The following is a 16,102-nucleotide window of genomic DNA, read 5'->3' on the forward strand; positions in this document are numbered from 1 at the left end:
CTGTTAATCGCGAGGGGGTAGTAAGTGCGATAGCTGCCACTCGTCCAATCGCTTATTGAGATGCTCATGAACCCGCGCGGGCGTATCGAGCTGCATGATCTCATCGAGCAGCGCTTGGGCGTCGGCCAGCGTGACGCGGCGGATCGCTGCACGCACTTTTGGCAAGCTGGGGGCGTTCATGGAGAGACTGGTAAAGCCCATCGCCATCAGCAGCAGCGCGCCCGCCGGGTCCCCTGCCAACTCACCACATAGCGAGATGGGTTTGTCGAGCCGCTTGGCGTCTTGGGCAAGCTCTTGCAACGCGCCGAGCAAGGCAGGGTGCAGCGCATCGTACAAGCTCGAGACGCGGGGGTTGTTGCGATCTACCGCCAACAGGTATTGAGTGAGGTCGTTACTGCCCACCGAGAAGAAATCGACCCGCTTGGCCAGCGCGTCCATCTGATAGATCGTGGCGGGCACTTCGATCATTACCCCCACCTTGGGCCGCTCGACGCTCATGCCCTCTTCGCCCAGTTCCAAGATGGCGCGATCGAGCAGACGAATGGCTTCATCCACCTCTTCGACGTTGGTGATCATGGGGAACAGAACGTAGAGGTTGCCCAGGTCGTGGGACGCTTTGAGCATGGCGCGTAGCTGAACCATCAACACCTCGGGATGATCCAGGGTCACCCGCATGCCCCGCCAGCCCAGAAACGGGTTGGCTTCCTCGATGGGGAAGTAAGGCAAGTCTTTGTCGCCGCCGATATCCAGCGTGCGCATGACGACCGGCAGGGGCGCAAAGCCTTCCAACTGTTCGCGGTACATGCGCATCTGCTCTTTTTCACCAGGGAAGCGCTCGGTGATCATGAACGGCACTTCGGTGCGGTAGAGCCCCACCCCGCCAATGCGGCTTTTCAGTAGCGCAGAGGCATCCACCGCCAACCCGGTATTCACCATCAGCGGCATCTCATAGCCGTCGGGGGTTTCACTGGGCAGGTCCTGCTCGTGCTCGAGTACTTCGCTCAGCACTTTCTCTTCGGCAATCAGGCTGGCATAGCGAGTTTGCAGCTCGGCCGCCGGGCGAACGAACAAGCGCCCCCGGTGACCATCCAGCACCACGGGCGCGCCATTGAGACGCGGCAACGGGAGATCGACCATACCCAGCACCGTGGGAATGCCCATGGCGCGCGCGACGATGGCGACGTGAGACGTGCTGGAGCCCCGCACCGATACCAACCCTTTGAGCTTGTCGCGGGGCACTTCTCCCAGCATGGCCACGCTGATTTCATCGCCTACCAGAATGGCGTTATCCGGATAGGTTTCAGGGGTGGAAGGCGTATCTTCTTGAAGATGCGCCAGCACGCGGCGGCCAAGATCACGGATGTCCGCCGCTCGTTCACGCAGGTAGTCGTCATCTACCCGCTCCAGGTACTGAACGTGGCGGCGAACGACATCGGCCAGCGCCCCAGGCGCCCACTGCCCTTCCCGAATTCGTTTTTCGACTTCTTCGGAGAGTGCCGCTTCGCCCAACATCTGCTGGTAGACGTCGAACAGCGCTAGCTCTTGAGAGGAGATACGATTGACCAAGCGCTCTGCCGCCGCACGAATCTCATCGCGGGTTTTGCCAATGGCCTCTTTCAAGCGAGCGATTTCGTACTCTTGGTCGCTGGGAATCAGATCAGGAACGCTGTTGAGATCGGCAGGCGGGGTAATCACCACGGCTTCGCCCATGGCCATGCCGGGCGACGCCGCCACGCCTTTGAACATGGCTTGGCCGCCCGGCAGTGCCGGTCGCGAGAGGTTGCCCGTGGCCAATGCATGCGCCAGCACACCGGCTAGCTGGGCGGCCATGGTGACCAAAAAGGCTTCGTCTTCGTCGTCGTAGCGGCGTTTTTCCGCTTGCTGCACCACCAACACCCCGAGCATGTGCCGCTGGTGGATGATGGGCACCCCTAAAAAGCTGGAGTAACGCTCTTCGCCCGTGGCTTCGAAGTAGCGAAAATGGGAGTGCGACCGAGCATCTTCCAGGTTGAGCGGCTCACTGCGTTTGGCCACCAGCCCCACCAGGCCTTCACCCAGCGGCAACACGACACGACCCACGGCTTGGGTACGCAGGCCGATGGTTTCCATCAGCACCAACGACTCCAGCTCTTTATCGTAGAGATAAAAGGAACACACGTCGGTCTGCATGGCTTTGCGTATCCGGCGCACCATGGTCGACAGCGCGGCATCGAGGTTTCTTGCGCCATTCACTTCTTGAATAACGCGTCGCAGCACCTCAAGCATGGACGTTTTACTATTCACTATTATTTGCCTCGCTGAGGGATTCTCCCGCCGGTGACCGCTGCGTTTACCCCGCAACGGTGTGCGCGTTATCCTTCATCATCTTGTGCCAAGCGCTGCACACGCGGGGAAAGCTCCCGGAGTGCGCGCCGATAGACCTCTCGTTTGAACGGTACTACCTGCCCAAGTGGGTACCAGTAGCTAACCCATCGCCAACCGTCGAATTCCGGCTTGGGCGTGGCCGTCATACAGATGCGGTTTTCTTGGCAACGAATTTTGAGTAAAAACCACTTCTGCTTCTGGCCGATACACACCGGCCGTGAGTGGGTACGAATCATGCGTCGTGGCAGACGGTAGCGCAGCCAGCCCCGGGTGCAGGCGACAATATCAACATCGTCGGCGGTTAGGCCGATCTCTTCGTGGAGTTCACGAAAAAGCGCTTGTTGTGGAGTCTCGCTTGCTTTGATGCCTCCCTGGGGAAACTGCCACGCATTTTGCCCTACACGACGCGCCCAAAGCAGCTGCCCCTGGCTATTGGCAATGATAATGCCAACATTGGGGCGAAAGCCGTCAGCGTCGATCACGGACATCACCTTCATAAATTTTCAGTTGTCCCCATTTTTCCATAAGGGAGACAACCGTATCAATACAATATAACGCTAAGTGGTTAAACCCAGGTGACTCTGCGATAATCCCGCGCTTTGTGTCGCTTATAACTAACGAACATTGACCGTCAAGGGGAGCGCCGTGAGTCTGGCCATTTTCGACCTGGATAATACGCTGCTATCCATCGATAGCGATCATGCCTGGGGGGAGTTTCTGGTGGAGCAAGGTGCGGTGGACCCGGTGGCCTACCGCGAGGCCAACGAGCGCTTTCTCGCCGATTACAATGCCGGCACGCTGGATATGATGGCGTTTCTGGCGCTGGCGCTGAAACCGCTGGCTGACAATAGCCCAGAGCAACTTGCTGCTTGGCACCAACAGTTTATGATTAGCAAGATCGAGCCGAACATTCTACCCAAGGCGGAAGAGCTGCTGGCGCGACACCGCACCAAGGGCGATACCTTGCTGATCATTACGGCCACCAACCGTTTCATCACTGGTCCGATTGCCGAGCGGCTGGGCGTGGACGACCTGATTGCTGTCGACCCCGAGATGGTCGATGGCCGTTACACAGGACGCGTGGCCGGTGTGCCCAGCTACCGGGAAGGCAAAGTTACCCGCTTGGAAGCGTGGCTGGAAGGGCAAGAGTGCACCCTCGATGATGCGTGGTTCTATAGCGACTCCCATAACGACCTGCCGCTGCTGGAAGTGGTCGATAACCCCGTCGCCGTAGATCCTGACGATACGCTTCGCCAAGTGGCCGAAGAGCGACACTGGCGAATCATGAGCTTGCGGGATTAATGGCATTCGACCCACCTACCCTATTGACGCTAACCATCGCCATTGCCGCTGCAGCGGCGCTTTATTTGCTGATGGAGTGGCGTGGCGCTCGAGAACGGGCGCTGCTGCTATGGGCGGCAGGGTTTGCCACGATCACGGTGGGCTCAAGTCTTTCACTGCTACGCGCCAATGGTTTCTTCTTGGTCGGCGTGTGGTTTGCCAATGGCCTGCTGATCCTGGCCCACTGGCTCTTCTTGCGGGGCGTCTTGCGCTTCGTCGGCCAACGTCCCAGCCAGACCTGGTGGCTGCTGGTCGTCATCTGGTGCGCACTGCTGCTACTCCCCGCCCCCTTGACCAGCTCCAAACTCTATCTGGCACTCAATTCGTTATTGGTAGGGCTGCTCGCCTTGAGGGCTAGTTGGGCGCTCAAACTGGAGTCCAGCAGCGCCACTCTCGGCACTCGCCAATTGCACTACGTCTTGTTGATTCACGGTCTTTTTTACATCGCCAAGGGGCTGCTGCCCTTGGCCCCCAACACGCTGGTCGACCTCATGGCCTTTCGTGGAGCCATCATTCGCGTTTCATTGGTGGAGGGTGCCATGGCCATCTTGCTGATTGCGCTCTCGATGACCGGCACCGTGCGCTACCAGCGAGAGCGTCACATCACGCATCTCGCCGAACGCGATGCCTTAACGTCACTGCTCAATCGGCGTGGCTTCGAAACCCAGGCACTTCGCGTGCTAAAGCGCATCACCCCAGGCCAACCTGGGGCGCTACTCCTGGTCGATTTGGACAACTTCAAGCAGGTCAATGACCTCTATGGCCACGCCGCGGGCGATCACCTACTGATCGCCCTGGGCGATATCGCTCAACAAACATTGCCAGCAGACGCTCTGATGGCCCGCTTGGGCGGCGATGAGTTCGTATTCCTGCTGAAAGACGTCGATGACGATGCTGTACTGCGCATAGGCCAACAATTACGCCAACGATTTCAAACCGTGGCTTCGCACACGTACCCCACGCCTAACCCTGTCTCGTTGAGCCTGGGCGTCACACGCCTCACCCAGCCCAGCCAAGACCTGTCCAGCCTCCTCGCACGAAGCGACCAAGCCCTATACGAAGCTAAACGTAGCGGCCGAAACCGTATGGAAATTTGCTGACGCCACCACCACGAGACATCTAGGTGCCCAGCTACTATACATCTCGACAAATCGAGCACCCGGCTACCACATCACGGTGAATCGAGGCCCCCCGTAGCGCGGCGTAACGAAAGAGCGAGAGCAACGAGCGAAAGAGGCACTCGCGGAGGCGGCGCCAGCCGCCCCGATGAAGCCATCGAACCCAACACTCCCTCGAACCGCAAAACGCCACCAACACCCACCGCGCCCCCATCGGCAACGCTTCTCGGATTGCTTCGCGGGTGCGCTCCGCTTACGCCGCGCTACGGGTTTATCCACTGAAGCTATCCCGCAAGCGACATAACGTTCCATCCAAATCCATTGCGCTGGGCATAAAAAACCCCGCAAGCATGGCTTGCGGGGTGGATGCGGTTGGCGGGTGCCAAACGGCGCGTTTAGCCGAGCAGGTGCTCGACGGCGGCGCGCTCTTCACGCAGTTCTTTTTCGGTGGCTTGCATCTTCTCTTTGCTGAACGCGTCCAGTTCGAAGCCTTGGACGATTTCATATTTGCCACCCTGGCAGCGCACCGGGTAGGAGTAGATGATGCCTTCGGCAATGCCGTAGCTGCCGTCGGAGGGAATCGCCATGCTGACGATGCCGTCGCAACCCAGCGCCCAGTCGCGCATGTGGTCGATGGCGGAAGAGGCGGCAGACGCGGCAGAGGACGCACCGCGCGCTTTGATGATGGCAGCACCGCGCTGCTGAACGGTCGGGATGAAGTCGTTTTCGTACCAGTCGCGCTCGACCAGATCGAAAGCGGCTTTGCCGTCGACTTTGCACTGGGCCAGATCCGGATACTGGGTGGCGCTGTGGTTGCCCCAGATGATCATGTTTTCGACATCGGTGACGTGCTTGCCGGTTTTCTGAGCCAGCTGCGTCAGCGCGCGGTTGTGGTCCAGACGCGTCATGGCCGTGAACTGACCTGCATCCAGATCCGGCGCGTTGCAAGAAGCGATCAGCGCGTTGGTGTTGGCCGGGTTACCGACGACCAGCACTTTGACGTCACGGCTGGCGTGGTCGTTCAGTGCTTTACCCTGCACGGAGAAGATCGCAGCGTTGGCTTCCAGCAGATCTTTACGCTCCATACCCGGGCCACGCGGACGTGCACCTACCAGCAGGGCGAAATCGGCATCTTTGAACGCTACGTTCGGATCGTCGGTGGCGACGATGTCTTGTACCAGCGGGAACGCACAGTCGTTGACTTCCATCACGACGCCGTTCAGCGCGTCCATCGCTTGGGGAATTTCGAGAAGCTGGAGAATGACGGGCTGATCCGGCCCCAGCATGTCGCCAGCGGCAATACGGAAAATAAGAGAGTAGCTGATTTGACCGGCACCGCCGGTAATCGCAATACGGACTGGATCTTTCATCATTGCTCCTTGATGGTTCGCCTAATGGAGGTTCGCCTGGTAAAGAATAGCGCCACGATGTTATGCCCAGATGCTCAAAAACTCAATCAGACATGAGACGACTACCCATTTGCACGCGGGCTTGATACTCGCTGAAAACGGCCAGTTACGCTATGGTGTGACGGGCTGCGGTACCATCCTTACCGCGCTATCTATTTTGTCATTTCCTTGGAACAGTGACTTCCCATGCGACGAATTCCCCCTTCTTATGCGCTGGCAAGCCTGCTGGTGCTGGCGTTAGTGGTTTGGTTGGCCGTCGGCGATTTTCAGCAGTTTCAATCGTCTCCGCCAGAGAACAACGCGGAAGAGGCCAACGCCCTGCCCCGTGTGGAGGTCAACAGGCAACAGAGCACACCCTATATTCCCCAGCAGGTGCTGCAGGGCCAACTTACCGCCGAGCGTGAGACGGTACTGCGTGCCAACGTCGCAGGTTACGTGGCCGAAAAACCTATCGAGCAAGGGGAGAGCGTGAATCAGGGGGAAACGCTACTCGTGCTGGATAACGACGCCCTGCCCGAGCGCTTACAGCAAGCCCGAGACGAACTGGCACTGGCCGAGGCCGAGTACGCCGGTGCCCAAAACCTGCGCCGCCGTGAGCTGATCTCGCAACCGGAACTGCTGCGCCTGCAAAGCGCACTCAGCGCCAGCGCGGCTCAAGTGGCTCAGTTGGAGAAGCAGCTCGAAGACACCCGCCCCACGGCCCCGTTCGAAGGCGTGCTGGATCGTGTTCAGGTGGAGCTTGGCGACCTGCTCCAGCCTGGCGAAGAGTGGGCGCGCTTGATAGATGATCGCCGTTTGACCGGCACCGCGTGGGTATCGCAACAGCAGGTAGGCGAATTGGCCGTTAGCCTGCCTGTGACGGCGCGCCTGCTCAACGGTGGCTCGCTCACCGGCGAGGTCAGCTACATCAGCAGCCGCGCCGAGGAGGCGACGCGCACTTTCTATATCGAAGTCGCCCTGGATAACCCCGAACGCTTACGCTTGGCCGGGGGAAGCGCGGAGTTCACCATCACCCTGCCCCCTCGACAGGTGCACACGCTCTCTCCCGCGCTGTTTAGTCTGGATGATCGTGGTCAGTTAGCCATCAAACATGTCGATGACGAAAACCGCGTGGTGCAAACGGCGGTCGAGCTAGTGAGCGCCGACACCGAACGCGCCTACGTGACCGGCCTCCCCGACCCCGTCACGCTGATCACACTGGGCGCGGGGTTGGTGAGCCCCGGCGACGCAGTGACGCCCGTGTCTGCCCAGGAAGGTGGTCATGCGTCGACTGATTAATGCCGCCCTCACCCATACACGCACTACGCTTCTACTGCTCGTCGGGCTATTGCTAGCGGGGACGACCGCTTGGCAGATGATTCCCAAAGAGGCGAACCCGGACGTGACGATCCCGATCATCTATGTGTCGCTCGCCCTAGAGGGCGTGAGCCCTGAAGATGGCGAGCGTCTCTTGGTGCGCCCCATGGAGCAAGAGCTTCGTGGCATCGAGGGGCTGCGTAAGTTCACCGCACAGTCCAGCGAAGGGCACGGTTCGGTGACGCTGGAGTTCGACCCCGGATTTGATCCCGATACCGCGCTGGCCGACGTCCGTGAGCGTGTCGATATTGCCCGCAGCAGCCTACCCGACGAAGCCGAAGAGCCTCGGGTGATGGAGGTGAATGTCTCCGAGTTTCCTGTGCTGAGCATTGGCCTCTCCGGTGAGTTGGATACCCGCGAGCGCATGACCATTGCCCGGCGCTTGAAAGAGGAGATCGAAGGCATTGCCGATGTGCTCGAAGTGGACATCGCGGGGGAGCGGGAAGACCTGTTGGAAATCGTCGTCGACCCATTGGTGCTGGAGAGCTACGGCGTCGATTTCGATACGCTGTTCAATCAAGTGTCGCGCAATAACCGCTTGGTGGCCGCGGGCAGCCTGGACACCGGTGCAGGGCGACTAGCGCTAAAAGTGCCTGGGATCATCGAGTCGCTGAACGACGTGATGAACATGCCGGTGAAGGTCGAGGATGACCAAGTCGTCACCTTTGGCGATGTGGCATGGATTCACCCGACCTACAAAGAGGCGGAAGGGTTCGCCCGGATCGATGGCCAGCCTGCCGTGGTATTGGAAATTTCCAAACGCGCCGGGGCCAATATCATTGCCACCATCGAGGCGGTGCGGGCCACTTTTGCCCAAGCAGAGGAGCTGCTGCCGGAGCAGCTGCGTGTCACCACCATTCTCGATGAATCGGTGACCGTGCAGAACATGCTCTCGGAGCTGCTCAATAACGTATTGACCGCCGTGGTGCTGGTGCTGATCGTGGTGGTGGCCGTGATGGGCTGGCGGATGGCGCTGCTGGTAGGGCTGACGATTCCAGGGGCGTTTTTGACCGGCATTCTGCTGGTGTGGGCGTTTGGCTTCACGCTCAATATCGTGGTGCTGTTTGCCCTGATTTTGGTCGCGGGCATGCTCGTGGATGGGGCTATCGTCGTCAGCGAGTTGGCCGACCGGCATCTGCACGACGGCCAAGCGCCGCATCAAGCGTGGCTCAATGCCGCCTCACGCATGAGCTGGCCGGTCATCGCCTCTACGGCAACGACACTCGCCGTGTTCATCCCGCTGCTGTTTTGGCCGGGTGTAGTGGGCCAATTCATGAAGTACCTGCCTGCTACGGTGATTCTATGCTTGCTGGCCTCGCTGGCCATGGCGCTGGTGTTTTTGCCTACGCTCGGCCGATTGTTCACCCGCACTTCGCACGCTAGCGGCTCCGGGCCGATAGACGAAAGCACGGCGCTCGGGCGTGGTTATCGTCGCCTATTAGGCCGCCTGCTGCAGCATCCGGCCTGGGTACTGCTGTTTGCGGTACTGCTCATCGCCCTGCTCTACACCGGCTATGCACGTTTCAATCATGGCGTGGATTTCTTTCCTAACGTCGAACCCGACAGCGCCCAAGTGCTGGTCCGCGCTCGCGGTGATTTCTCGGCAGAAGAGACGGATGCCATCCTGCAGCGCGTAGAGCAGCGTTTGGAAGGCATGGGCGAAGTGGAAGCCCTCTATGCGCGCTCTTACGCCGTGCCTGACCAGCAGATGGGTAGCGATGTGATTGGCATGCTGCAGTTTCAGTTCATCGACTGGTATCAGCGTCGCCCGGCGCGCACCATTTTGGCGGACATGGCCGAGCGCACCCAAGACATCCCAGGCATTACTCTGGAATTCCAAGAGCAGGAAATGGGTCCCGGCGGCGGTAAGCCCATCGTCCTGGAAGTCAGCGCGACGGACCCAGAGGTGGCCGATGCGGGAGTCGATCAATTGACGGCCATGATGCGCCAACTGGGCGGTTTTACCGATATTCAGGATAACCGCAGCCTGCCGGGCGTGGAGTGGCAGGTGAATGTGGACCGCGAAGCGGCCGCCCGTATGGGAACCGACATCACCACGATTGGCAGTGCCGTGCAGCTACTCACGACCGGCCTACAAGTGGCATCTTACCGCCCGCCCACGGTCAACGACGAGGTGGATATTCGCGTGCGCCTACCAGAGAACTGGCGCACGCTGAACCAGCTCGAACGTTTGACCATCAACACCCCACGGGGCCAGGTACCGATTTCCCACTTCGTCGAGATCACTCCTGCGCCCAAGGTGGGCACGCTCAACCGCATCGATGGCCGTCGCGCCATTACGGTCGAAGCCGACTTAGCGCCAGGATTCTTGGCCGATGAGCGGCTGCGCGCGCTATTGGACGCTGGCCAAGGCCAACTGCCCGACGGTTTGATGGTCAACGTCGCCGGTGAGCAAGAGGATCAGCAGGAGTCGATGCAGTTTCTGGTCAGCGCTTTCTTGGTTGCGATTGGCTTGATGGCACTGATTCTGGTGACGCAGTTCAATAGCTACTACCAAGCCGCGCTGGTGCTGTCGGCGATCGTTTTCTCGACCGCCGGGGTGTTGATGGGGTTGCTGATCACCGGCCAAGCCTTTGGCATCGTGATGGTGGGTATGGGGGTCATCGCGCTAGCGGGTATCGTGGTGAACAACAATATCGTCTTGATCGATACCTATAACGAGCTGCGCGCCGAGGGCATGCCCCCCGCTCAAGCGGCCTTGGAAGCAGGCTGTTTACGCCTGCGCCCGGTGCTACTCACCGCGATTACGACCGTACTGGGGTTGATGCCGATGGTGTTGGGCGTCAACGTCAATTTGTTTGCCCCGGCATTAGGTTTCAACGCCCCGTCTGCCCAGTGGTGGACACAAATGTCCAGCGCCATTGCCGGCGGCCTCACCTTCGCCACCGCCCTTACCCTCCTGCTTACTCCGTGCATGCTAGTGATTGGAGGTAAGTTAAGGGGTGATAAATAAATTGTGAATGGTGAATAGTGAGTGGTGAGTGGTGAGTGGTGAGTGGTGAGTGGTGAGTGGTGAGTGGTGAGTGGTGAGTGGTGAGTGGTGAAGCATTGTGCATCAGGCAGCGGGCGCGCTGCCTGATGATGAGATGTTAGGCGGGGGATTTGGCCTGCTGGGGGCTGTGGGCAGCGTGCAAGCGGGCGATGAGCTGGTCTTCCAGGGCAAAGCGCTCGGTCAGGCCTTTGGCAAGGCGGTCGATCCAGGCGGGGAGGCGCGCTAGGTTTTGCTGGCAGCGTACTGAAGAGGCGAAATCCTCGTCGAACTCCAGCACCATGGCCGTGGACATCTCTAGCCGTTCGAGCAATTTACCGGCGATTTGCAGCGCGCTATCGTCGTCGAAGGCTTTGGCTTCTTCCGCTAGCTGCGGATACACTTCGAAGTGACCCGCGCTGATGTAGTCCATCAGCAGCTCGCTAAAGGTGTCGATGCGCGCCTTGCTCACGGCTTCCAGCTCCGCGTCACAGGCATCTTTTAGCTCAATGAAGCTCACCAGCAGCGCTCGGCGTTGATCCAGCCAGCGGTCGATCAGGCTGTGCACGCCCCCCCAGCGCTCCAGGGCATTTTTGCAATCTTCGAGCATGGGGCTTTCTCCTTGCAGATAGCCGCCTTGAACAGGGCTAGACTCGCTTTTCCTTCTACCTCTGTCAATCCTGGCGGGAATGATTTCCTTGATACTGGAGAGTACGTCTTCGATAGTCAACGCTTGCGTTAGACAGCCGTCGATAGATCGGCTGCCTAACGACTATGCTAGCGCTTGATGGCTAGCCACAGCATACGCAGCGGCGCCAGGGCCAGCACCAGAAAACCGATCAGCGTCCAGGCAGGCAGTGACAGCCCTAACAGCATGAAGTCGATCTCAGCGCACTCGCCTGACCCTGTCAGCACCATGGCGACAACGTCCTGCATGGGCAGGATATCCATCATGTAATCGAGCCCTGGGCCGCAGCTCGGCACTTCATCGGCAGGCAGCCCCTGCAGCCACACATGCCGCCCAGCAATGAAGGCGCCAGTGCCTACGGCAGCCAGCCCCAATATGCCGTAGATGCCTTTGCCAACACCGCCTTTGGGGTTATGGATGGCCGCCATGGCTAGCACCAAGCCAGCCGCGATGACCGCTACGCGCTGAAAAATACATAGCGGACATGGCTCCAAGCCAGCAATGTGCTCTAGGCTCAAGGCAACGGCCATCATCAATACGCAAAAGGCAACACCGGCAAGCGCCGCCGGACGAATAGCGGAAGGGGTCATTGGGCATCCTCGGAGGGTAAAGCGGACAGCGCCCGTGACTCACGCGCCTTGGCAAAATAGCTCTCAAGAAACGCGCTGAAGCTCTCTTGGTCGGCCTCTTCGATATCCCGTTGCTGCTGATGCGAGGTATCGATCAACTGCGCCAGCAGTGCTTCGCGAGAGCGTAACATGGGCGTGGCTTTTAGCTTATCGGCTTGCGCCTGCGCCATTTCAAGCAGCGTATCGCTCAGTGAGCCATTGCTTTCCTGCAGACGCGCCAGCATCTGCCCTGACGGTGTTAGCGATGGATCCTGAAGGCGTGGCGCCAATTCGTCGAGCGCAGCAGCGTGGGGCTTGCCCTCTTCGACCGCATCGAGCAGCCGCGCCACATCGGCCATCTCCGCAAAGATTTGCTCGCCCCACTCAGGCAGTGTGACTGACTCGCCATCCCGCGTGAGACGAAGCTCCGGATCGCGCCCCCGCTCTACCACTAGGCGACGGTTATCGTCCAAACGGTCGCACTCCTCGTCGGAAATCCATGGGCTATCGCTAAGTAGACACCACATCAAGAAGGTATCGACGAAGCGCATCTGCGTTTCGGTGACGCCCAGCGGGTCGAACGGGTTGAGGTCCAGGCAGCGCACTTCGATGTACTCGACGCCACGCGCCTCCAGGGCTTGGCTGGGGGTCTCGTTGTGTTTGGCAACACGCTTGGGCCGAATATCACTGTAGTACTCGTTTTCGATCTGCAGGATATTGGCATTGAGCTGCCGCCACTCGTCGCCGTTTCTCACGCCGAGTGCTTCGTAGTCGGGCCAGGGAGTGGAAATGGCATGACGCAGCGTATTGACGTAGTTCGACAGCGAGTTGAAACAGATTTTGAGCTGCGCCTGCACCTTGTTCTGGTAACCAAGATCCGACATGCGCAGTGTGGTCGCATAAGGCGCGTAATACGTGTCGTCGCTCAGCGGCTGAAGTTTATCCGGCACGTGGCCATTCGGCAGAAAGCTCTTGTCGATGGCCGGCGAGGCGCCAAACAGATAGAGCAGCAGCCAGCTATGGCGACGAAAGTGGCGAATCATCCCGAAATATCGGGTCGAGCGGTAATCATTGAAGGGAATATTGGTGGCTTTTTCCATTTCCCGTAGGGCGTGCCACATATCCTCTGGCAACGACACGTTGTAATGCACGCCTGCAATGGCCTGCATGATACGCCCGTAACGCACGTCCAACCCTTTGCGGTAAACGTGCTTCATGGTGCCCACATTGGAGCGACCGTAATCGGCAATGGGTACGCTGTCGTTACCAGAAAGACGTGCTGGCATGCTGCCCGGCCAGATCCACTCGCTGTCTAGATGATGATAGGTAAATGTGTGCAGATCAGATAAGAAGGCCAGTGCCTCCTTCGGCTCGGAGTAGACCGGGGTGATGTACTCCAGCAGCGCTTCGGAGTAATCGGTGGTGATATGCGGGTGCGTCAGTTTCGATCCGAGCGCGTGCGGGTGAGGCGTTTGGGCGATATGGCCATGGGCATCGACCCGCAAACCCTCTTTTTCCAATCCGCGACGCAGGCGACCCAAACGCCCTAACCGCGCGCTCGGCAGCAGCCGCTCTACCTGGGCGGTGAGCGAGGGTGGCACAGTGAGTGGTTCAGACAAGGTGAACACTCCTTGTTAGTAAGGCCTGCATCGCGCAGGCCTCGTTGAGATCAGCTGGCATCGCCATAACCATTACCCTGCTTTCTAATCGAGAATAGACAGCAGGATATGGCGGCAATGGTGAAATATTCAAGACACGCGACTATTTGCCCCGCTTGGCTTTGAGCAACGCAGCACCGAGCGCCCCCATGGCGGCAGGGGCCTCATTTTGCTGTCCCACTGGACGCTTGCCACCTTGGCGCTGGCTTCGGGCAGGCTTGCGCGGCGCTGGCGAGGCCGGACTGCCCGACACCTCGGGCTGTTCCGGTTCATCATCCAAGCGCATGGATAGCCCCACCCGTTTACGCGGAATGTCCACGCTCATCACTTTCACCGTGACGATATCCCCCGCCTTGACGATGCTGCGCGGATCATCGATGAAGCGGTCGGACAGCGCCGAGATATGCACCAAGCCGTCTTGATGAACGCCAATATCCACGAACGCCCCAAAGTGGGTCACGTTAGTGACGGTGCCTTCCAACACCATGCCCAGCTTCAAATCGTTGAGGGTTTCGACGCCCTCTCGGAATTCAGCGGCCTTGAACTCCGGGCGCGGGTCGCGACCGGGCTTATCCAGCTCTTTGAGGATGTCGCTTACGGTAGGCACACCAAAGCGCTCATCGGCGAAGTCGGCAGGCTTGAGCGCTTTCAGAGTGGCGCTGTCGCCAATCAGCCCTTTCACGTCGCGGCTGTTCTGCTTGGCAATGCGCTCTACCAGCGTGTAGGCCTCGGGGTGAACCGCACTGGCGTCCAGCGGGTTCTCGGCGTTGCTGATACGCAAGAAGCCTGCGCATTGCTCGAAGGTTTTCGGGCCCAGGCGGCTCACTTCAAGTAGCTCTTTACGGCTCTTGAACGCCCCCTGAATGTTACGCTGCGCCACGATATTGTCGGCGATCGCCGCGCTGAGGCCTGCCACACGTGATAACAGCGCGCTGGAGGCGGTATTGAGATCCACGCCCACGGCGTTCACGCAGTCTTCGATGACCGCTTCCAGGCTGCGCGAGAGCTGCACTTGGGAAACGTCGTGCTGATATTGGCCGACGCCGATGGATTTCGGTTCGATCTTCACCAGCTCGGCCAAGGGGTCTTGCAAGCGGCGGGCAATCGAGACGGCACCGCGAATGGTCACGTCGAGATCCGGCAGTTCGCGCGCCGCGTACTCGGATGCCGAATACACCGATGCGCCCGCCTCGGATACCATTACCTTGCTCAGCCGATGGGCCGGGGCCAGCGCTTTTACCAGCTCGCCCGCGAGCTTGTCGGTTTCCCGGCTGGCGGTGCCGTTACCCACGGCAATCAATTCCACGCCATGCTGCTTGACCAACTTGGCGAGCACGCTGAGCGACTCGTCCCAGCGGTTTTGCGGCGCATGGGGATAAATGGTGGCTTGGTCGACGAACTGGCCAGTGGCATCGACCACCGCTACTTTACAGCCGGTACGTAGGCCGGGGTCGAGCGCCAGGGTCACTTTCTGTCCGGCCGGTGCGGCGAGCAGCAGATCCTTCAAATTGGCGGCAAACACGTCGATGGCGGTCTGTTCGGCCTGCTCGCGCAGGCGGCCCAGCAGCTCGGTTTCCAGCGCGGTGTAGAGCTTCACACGCCAGGTCCAGCGCACCACTTCGCTCAACCACTTATCCGCTGCACGCCCCTCATCGCTAATGCCCACCTGCTTGGCAATCGCTACCTGGGCGGGATGGATGGGCGCGTCGTCTTCGCCCGGCAAGCGGATCGCCAGGCTCAAGATGCCTTCGTTGCGGCCGCGGAGCATGGCCAGCGCCCGGTGCGAGGGCACTTTCGCCAGCTTTTCGTCGTGCTCGAAGTAGTCGGAGAACTTCGCGCCCTCCTGCTGTTTGCCCTCCAGCACGCGCGCACTGAGTTCGCCCTCTTGCCATAGCCGCTCGCGCAGTTGACCAATGAGCTCCGGGTCTTCGGCAAAGCGCTCCATCAGAATCTGCTTGGCGCCATCCAGCGCCGCTTTGGCATCATCGATGGCGGGGATATCCCCCTCGGCTTCACGCAGGTAGTGGGCGGCTTCGCTTTCGGGCTCGAGCGCTGGATTCGCCAGCAGCGCGTCGGCCAGGGGCTCCAACCCCGCCTCACGGGAAATTTGCGCTTTGGTGCGGCGCTTTTTCTTGAAGGGAAGGTATAAATCTTCCAAACGCTGCTTGGTATCGGCGGCTTGAATGGTCGCTTTAAGGCTCGCATCCAGTTTGCCCTGCTCATCGATGGCGGCTAATACCGCCTCACGACGCTCTTCCAGCTCGCGCAGGTAACGCAGGCGTTCGTCCAACTGGCGAAGCTGCGTATCGTCCAGCGCGCCAGTGACTTCTTTACGGTAACGGGCAATGAAAGGCACGGTAGCGCCCCCATCCAGAAGCTCTACCGTGGCGGCGACCTGTTCCGGCCGGACGCTTAGCTCTTCGGCCAAGCGTGCAGTAATGCGTTGTTTGACATCCATAACGTGCAACTAACTCATGCAGCATTCGAGGTGTCGACAAGGTACCACAAACCACCTAGGGTGGCATGGCTTGGGTGGCATGGCTTGGGTCGCATGGGCTGCGTGGCCGACAC

11 protein-coding genes are annotated in these 16,102 nt (G+C 59.8%); 4 read left to right on the forward strand and 7 right to left on the reverse strand.

Features of this window, described 5'->3' with window-relative positions:
• Nucleotides 1-3: 3 nt before the first annotated feature.
• Both ptsP and FRH_RS18220 read right to left on the reverse strand, forming a co-directional pair.
• Nucleotides 4-2,265, reverse strand: a complete 2,262-nt coding sequence (gene ptsP, locus FRH_RS18215; RefSeq protein WP_281998180.1) for a phosphoenolpyruvate--protein phosphotransferase — start codon at nucleotides 2,263-2,265, stop codon at nucleotides 4-6.
• A gap of 86 nt (nucleotides 2,266-2,351) precedes the next feature.
• Nucleotides 2,352-2,846, reverse strand: coding sequence for an RNA pyrophosphohydrolase (locus FRH_RS18220; RefSeq protein ID WP_139527002.1), 495 nt, complete (start codon nucleotides 2,844-2,846; stop codon nucleotides 2,352-2,354).
• 163 nt (nucleotides 2,847-3,009) lie between these two features.
• Here FRH_RS18220 and FRH_RS18225 point away from each other — a divergent pair, with 163 nt between their 5' ends.
• The gene (locus FRH_RS18225; protein ID WP_139527001.1) at nucleotides 3,010-3,666 is read left to right on the forward strand and encodes an HAD family hydrolase; all 657 of its coding nucleotides are present in this window, start codon (nucleotides 3,010-3,012) and stop codon (nucleotides 3,664-3,666) included.
• On the forward strand, nucleotides 3,666-4,805 hold the full coding sequence (locus FRH_RS18230; RefSeq protein ID WP_281997471.1) for a GGDEF domain-containing protein: 1,140 nt from the start codon (nucleotides 3,666-3,668) through the stop codon (nucleotides 4,803-4,805). The genes FRH_RS18225 and FRH_RS18230 overlap by 1 nt, the downstream gene beginning before the upstream one ends.
• A gap of 413 nt (nucleotides 4,806-5,218) precedes the next feature.
• On the opposite strand, the gene FRH_RS18235 is transcribed toward FRH_RS18230, so the two are convergent.
• The gene (locus tag FRH_RS18235; protein ID WP_016913321.1) at nucleotides 5,219-6,193 is read right to left on the reverse strand and encodes a malate dehydrogenase; all 975 of its coding nucleotides are present in this window, start codon (nucleotides 6,191-6,193) and stop codon (nucleotides 5,219-5,221) included.
• Nucleotides 6,194-6,418: 225 nt separating this feature from the next.
• Here FRH_RS18235 and FRH_RS18240 point away from each other — a divergent pair, with 225 nt between their 5' ends.
• Complete coding sequence (locus FRH_RS18240) at nucleotides 6,419-7,510, forward strand: efflux RND transporter periplasmic adaptor subunit (RefSeq protein ID WP_281997472.1); 1,092 nt, start codon at nucleotides 6,419-6,421, stop codon at nucleotides 7,508-7,510.
• A complete protein-coding gene (locus FRH_RS18245) occupies nucleotides 7,494-10,562 on the forward strand; it encodes an efflux RND transporter permease subunit (protein ID WP_281997473.1) in 3,069 nt (1,022 codons plus the stop codon). Before FRH_RS18240 ends, FRH_RS18245 begins: the two co-directional genes overlap by 17 nt.
• A gap of 136 nt (nucleotides 10,563-10,698) precedes the next feature.
• On the opposite strand, the gene rsd is transcribed toward FRH_RS18245, so the two are convergent.
• From rsd to FRH_RS18265, 4 genes are all read right to left on the reverse strand, one after another.
• Complete coding sequence (gene rsd, locus FRH_RS18250; protein WP_139526997.1) at nucleotides 10,699-11,187, reverse strand: sigma D regulator; 489 nt, start codon at nucleotides 11,185-11,187, stop codon at nucleotides 10,699-10,701.
• A 167-nt stretch (nucleotides 11,188-11,354) separates the two neighbouring features.
• Complete coding sequence (locus FRH_RS18255) at nucleotides 11,355-11,855, reverse strand: disulfide bond formation protein B (protein ID WP_281997474.1); 501 nt, start codon at nucleotides 11,853-11,855, stop codon at nucleotides 11,355-11,357.
• The gene (gene gshA, locus FRH_RS18260) at nucleotides 11,852-13,492 is read right to left on the reverse strand and encodes a glutamate--cysteine ligase (protein WP_281997475.1); all 1,641 of its coding nucleotides are present in this window, start codon (nucleotides 13,490-13,492) and stop codon (nucleotides 11,852-11,854) included. The genes FRH_RS18255 and gshA overlap by 4 nt, the downstream gene beginning before the upstream one ends.
• A 142-nt stretch (nucleotides 13,493-13,634) precedes the next feature.
• Nucleotides 13,635-15,989 carry a Tex family protein gene (locus FRH_RS18265; protein WP_281997476.1) on the reverse strand — a complete coding sequence of 785 codons (2,355 nt, stop codon included), beginning with the start codon at nucleotides 15,987-15,989 and terminating at the stop codon, nucleotides 13,635-13,637.
• Between the last annotated feature and the right edge of the window lie 113 nt (nucleotides 15,990-16,102).

The sequence above is a fragment of the Halomonas sp. A020 genome (assembly GCF_027943625.1).
Lineage (GTDB): Bacteria > Pseudomonadota > Gammaproteobacteria > Pseudomonadales > Halomonadaceae > Vreelandella > Vreelandella piezotolerans.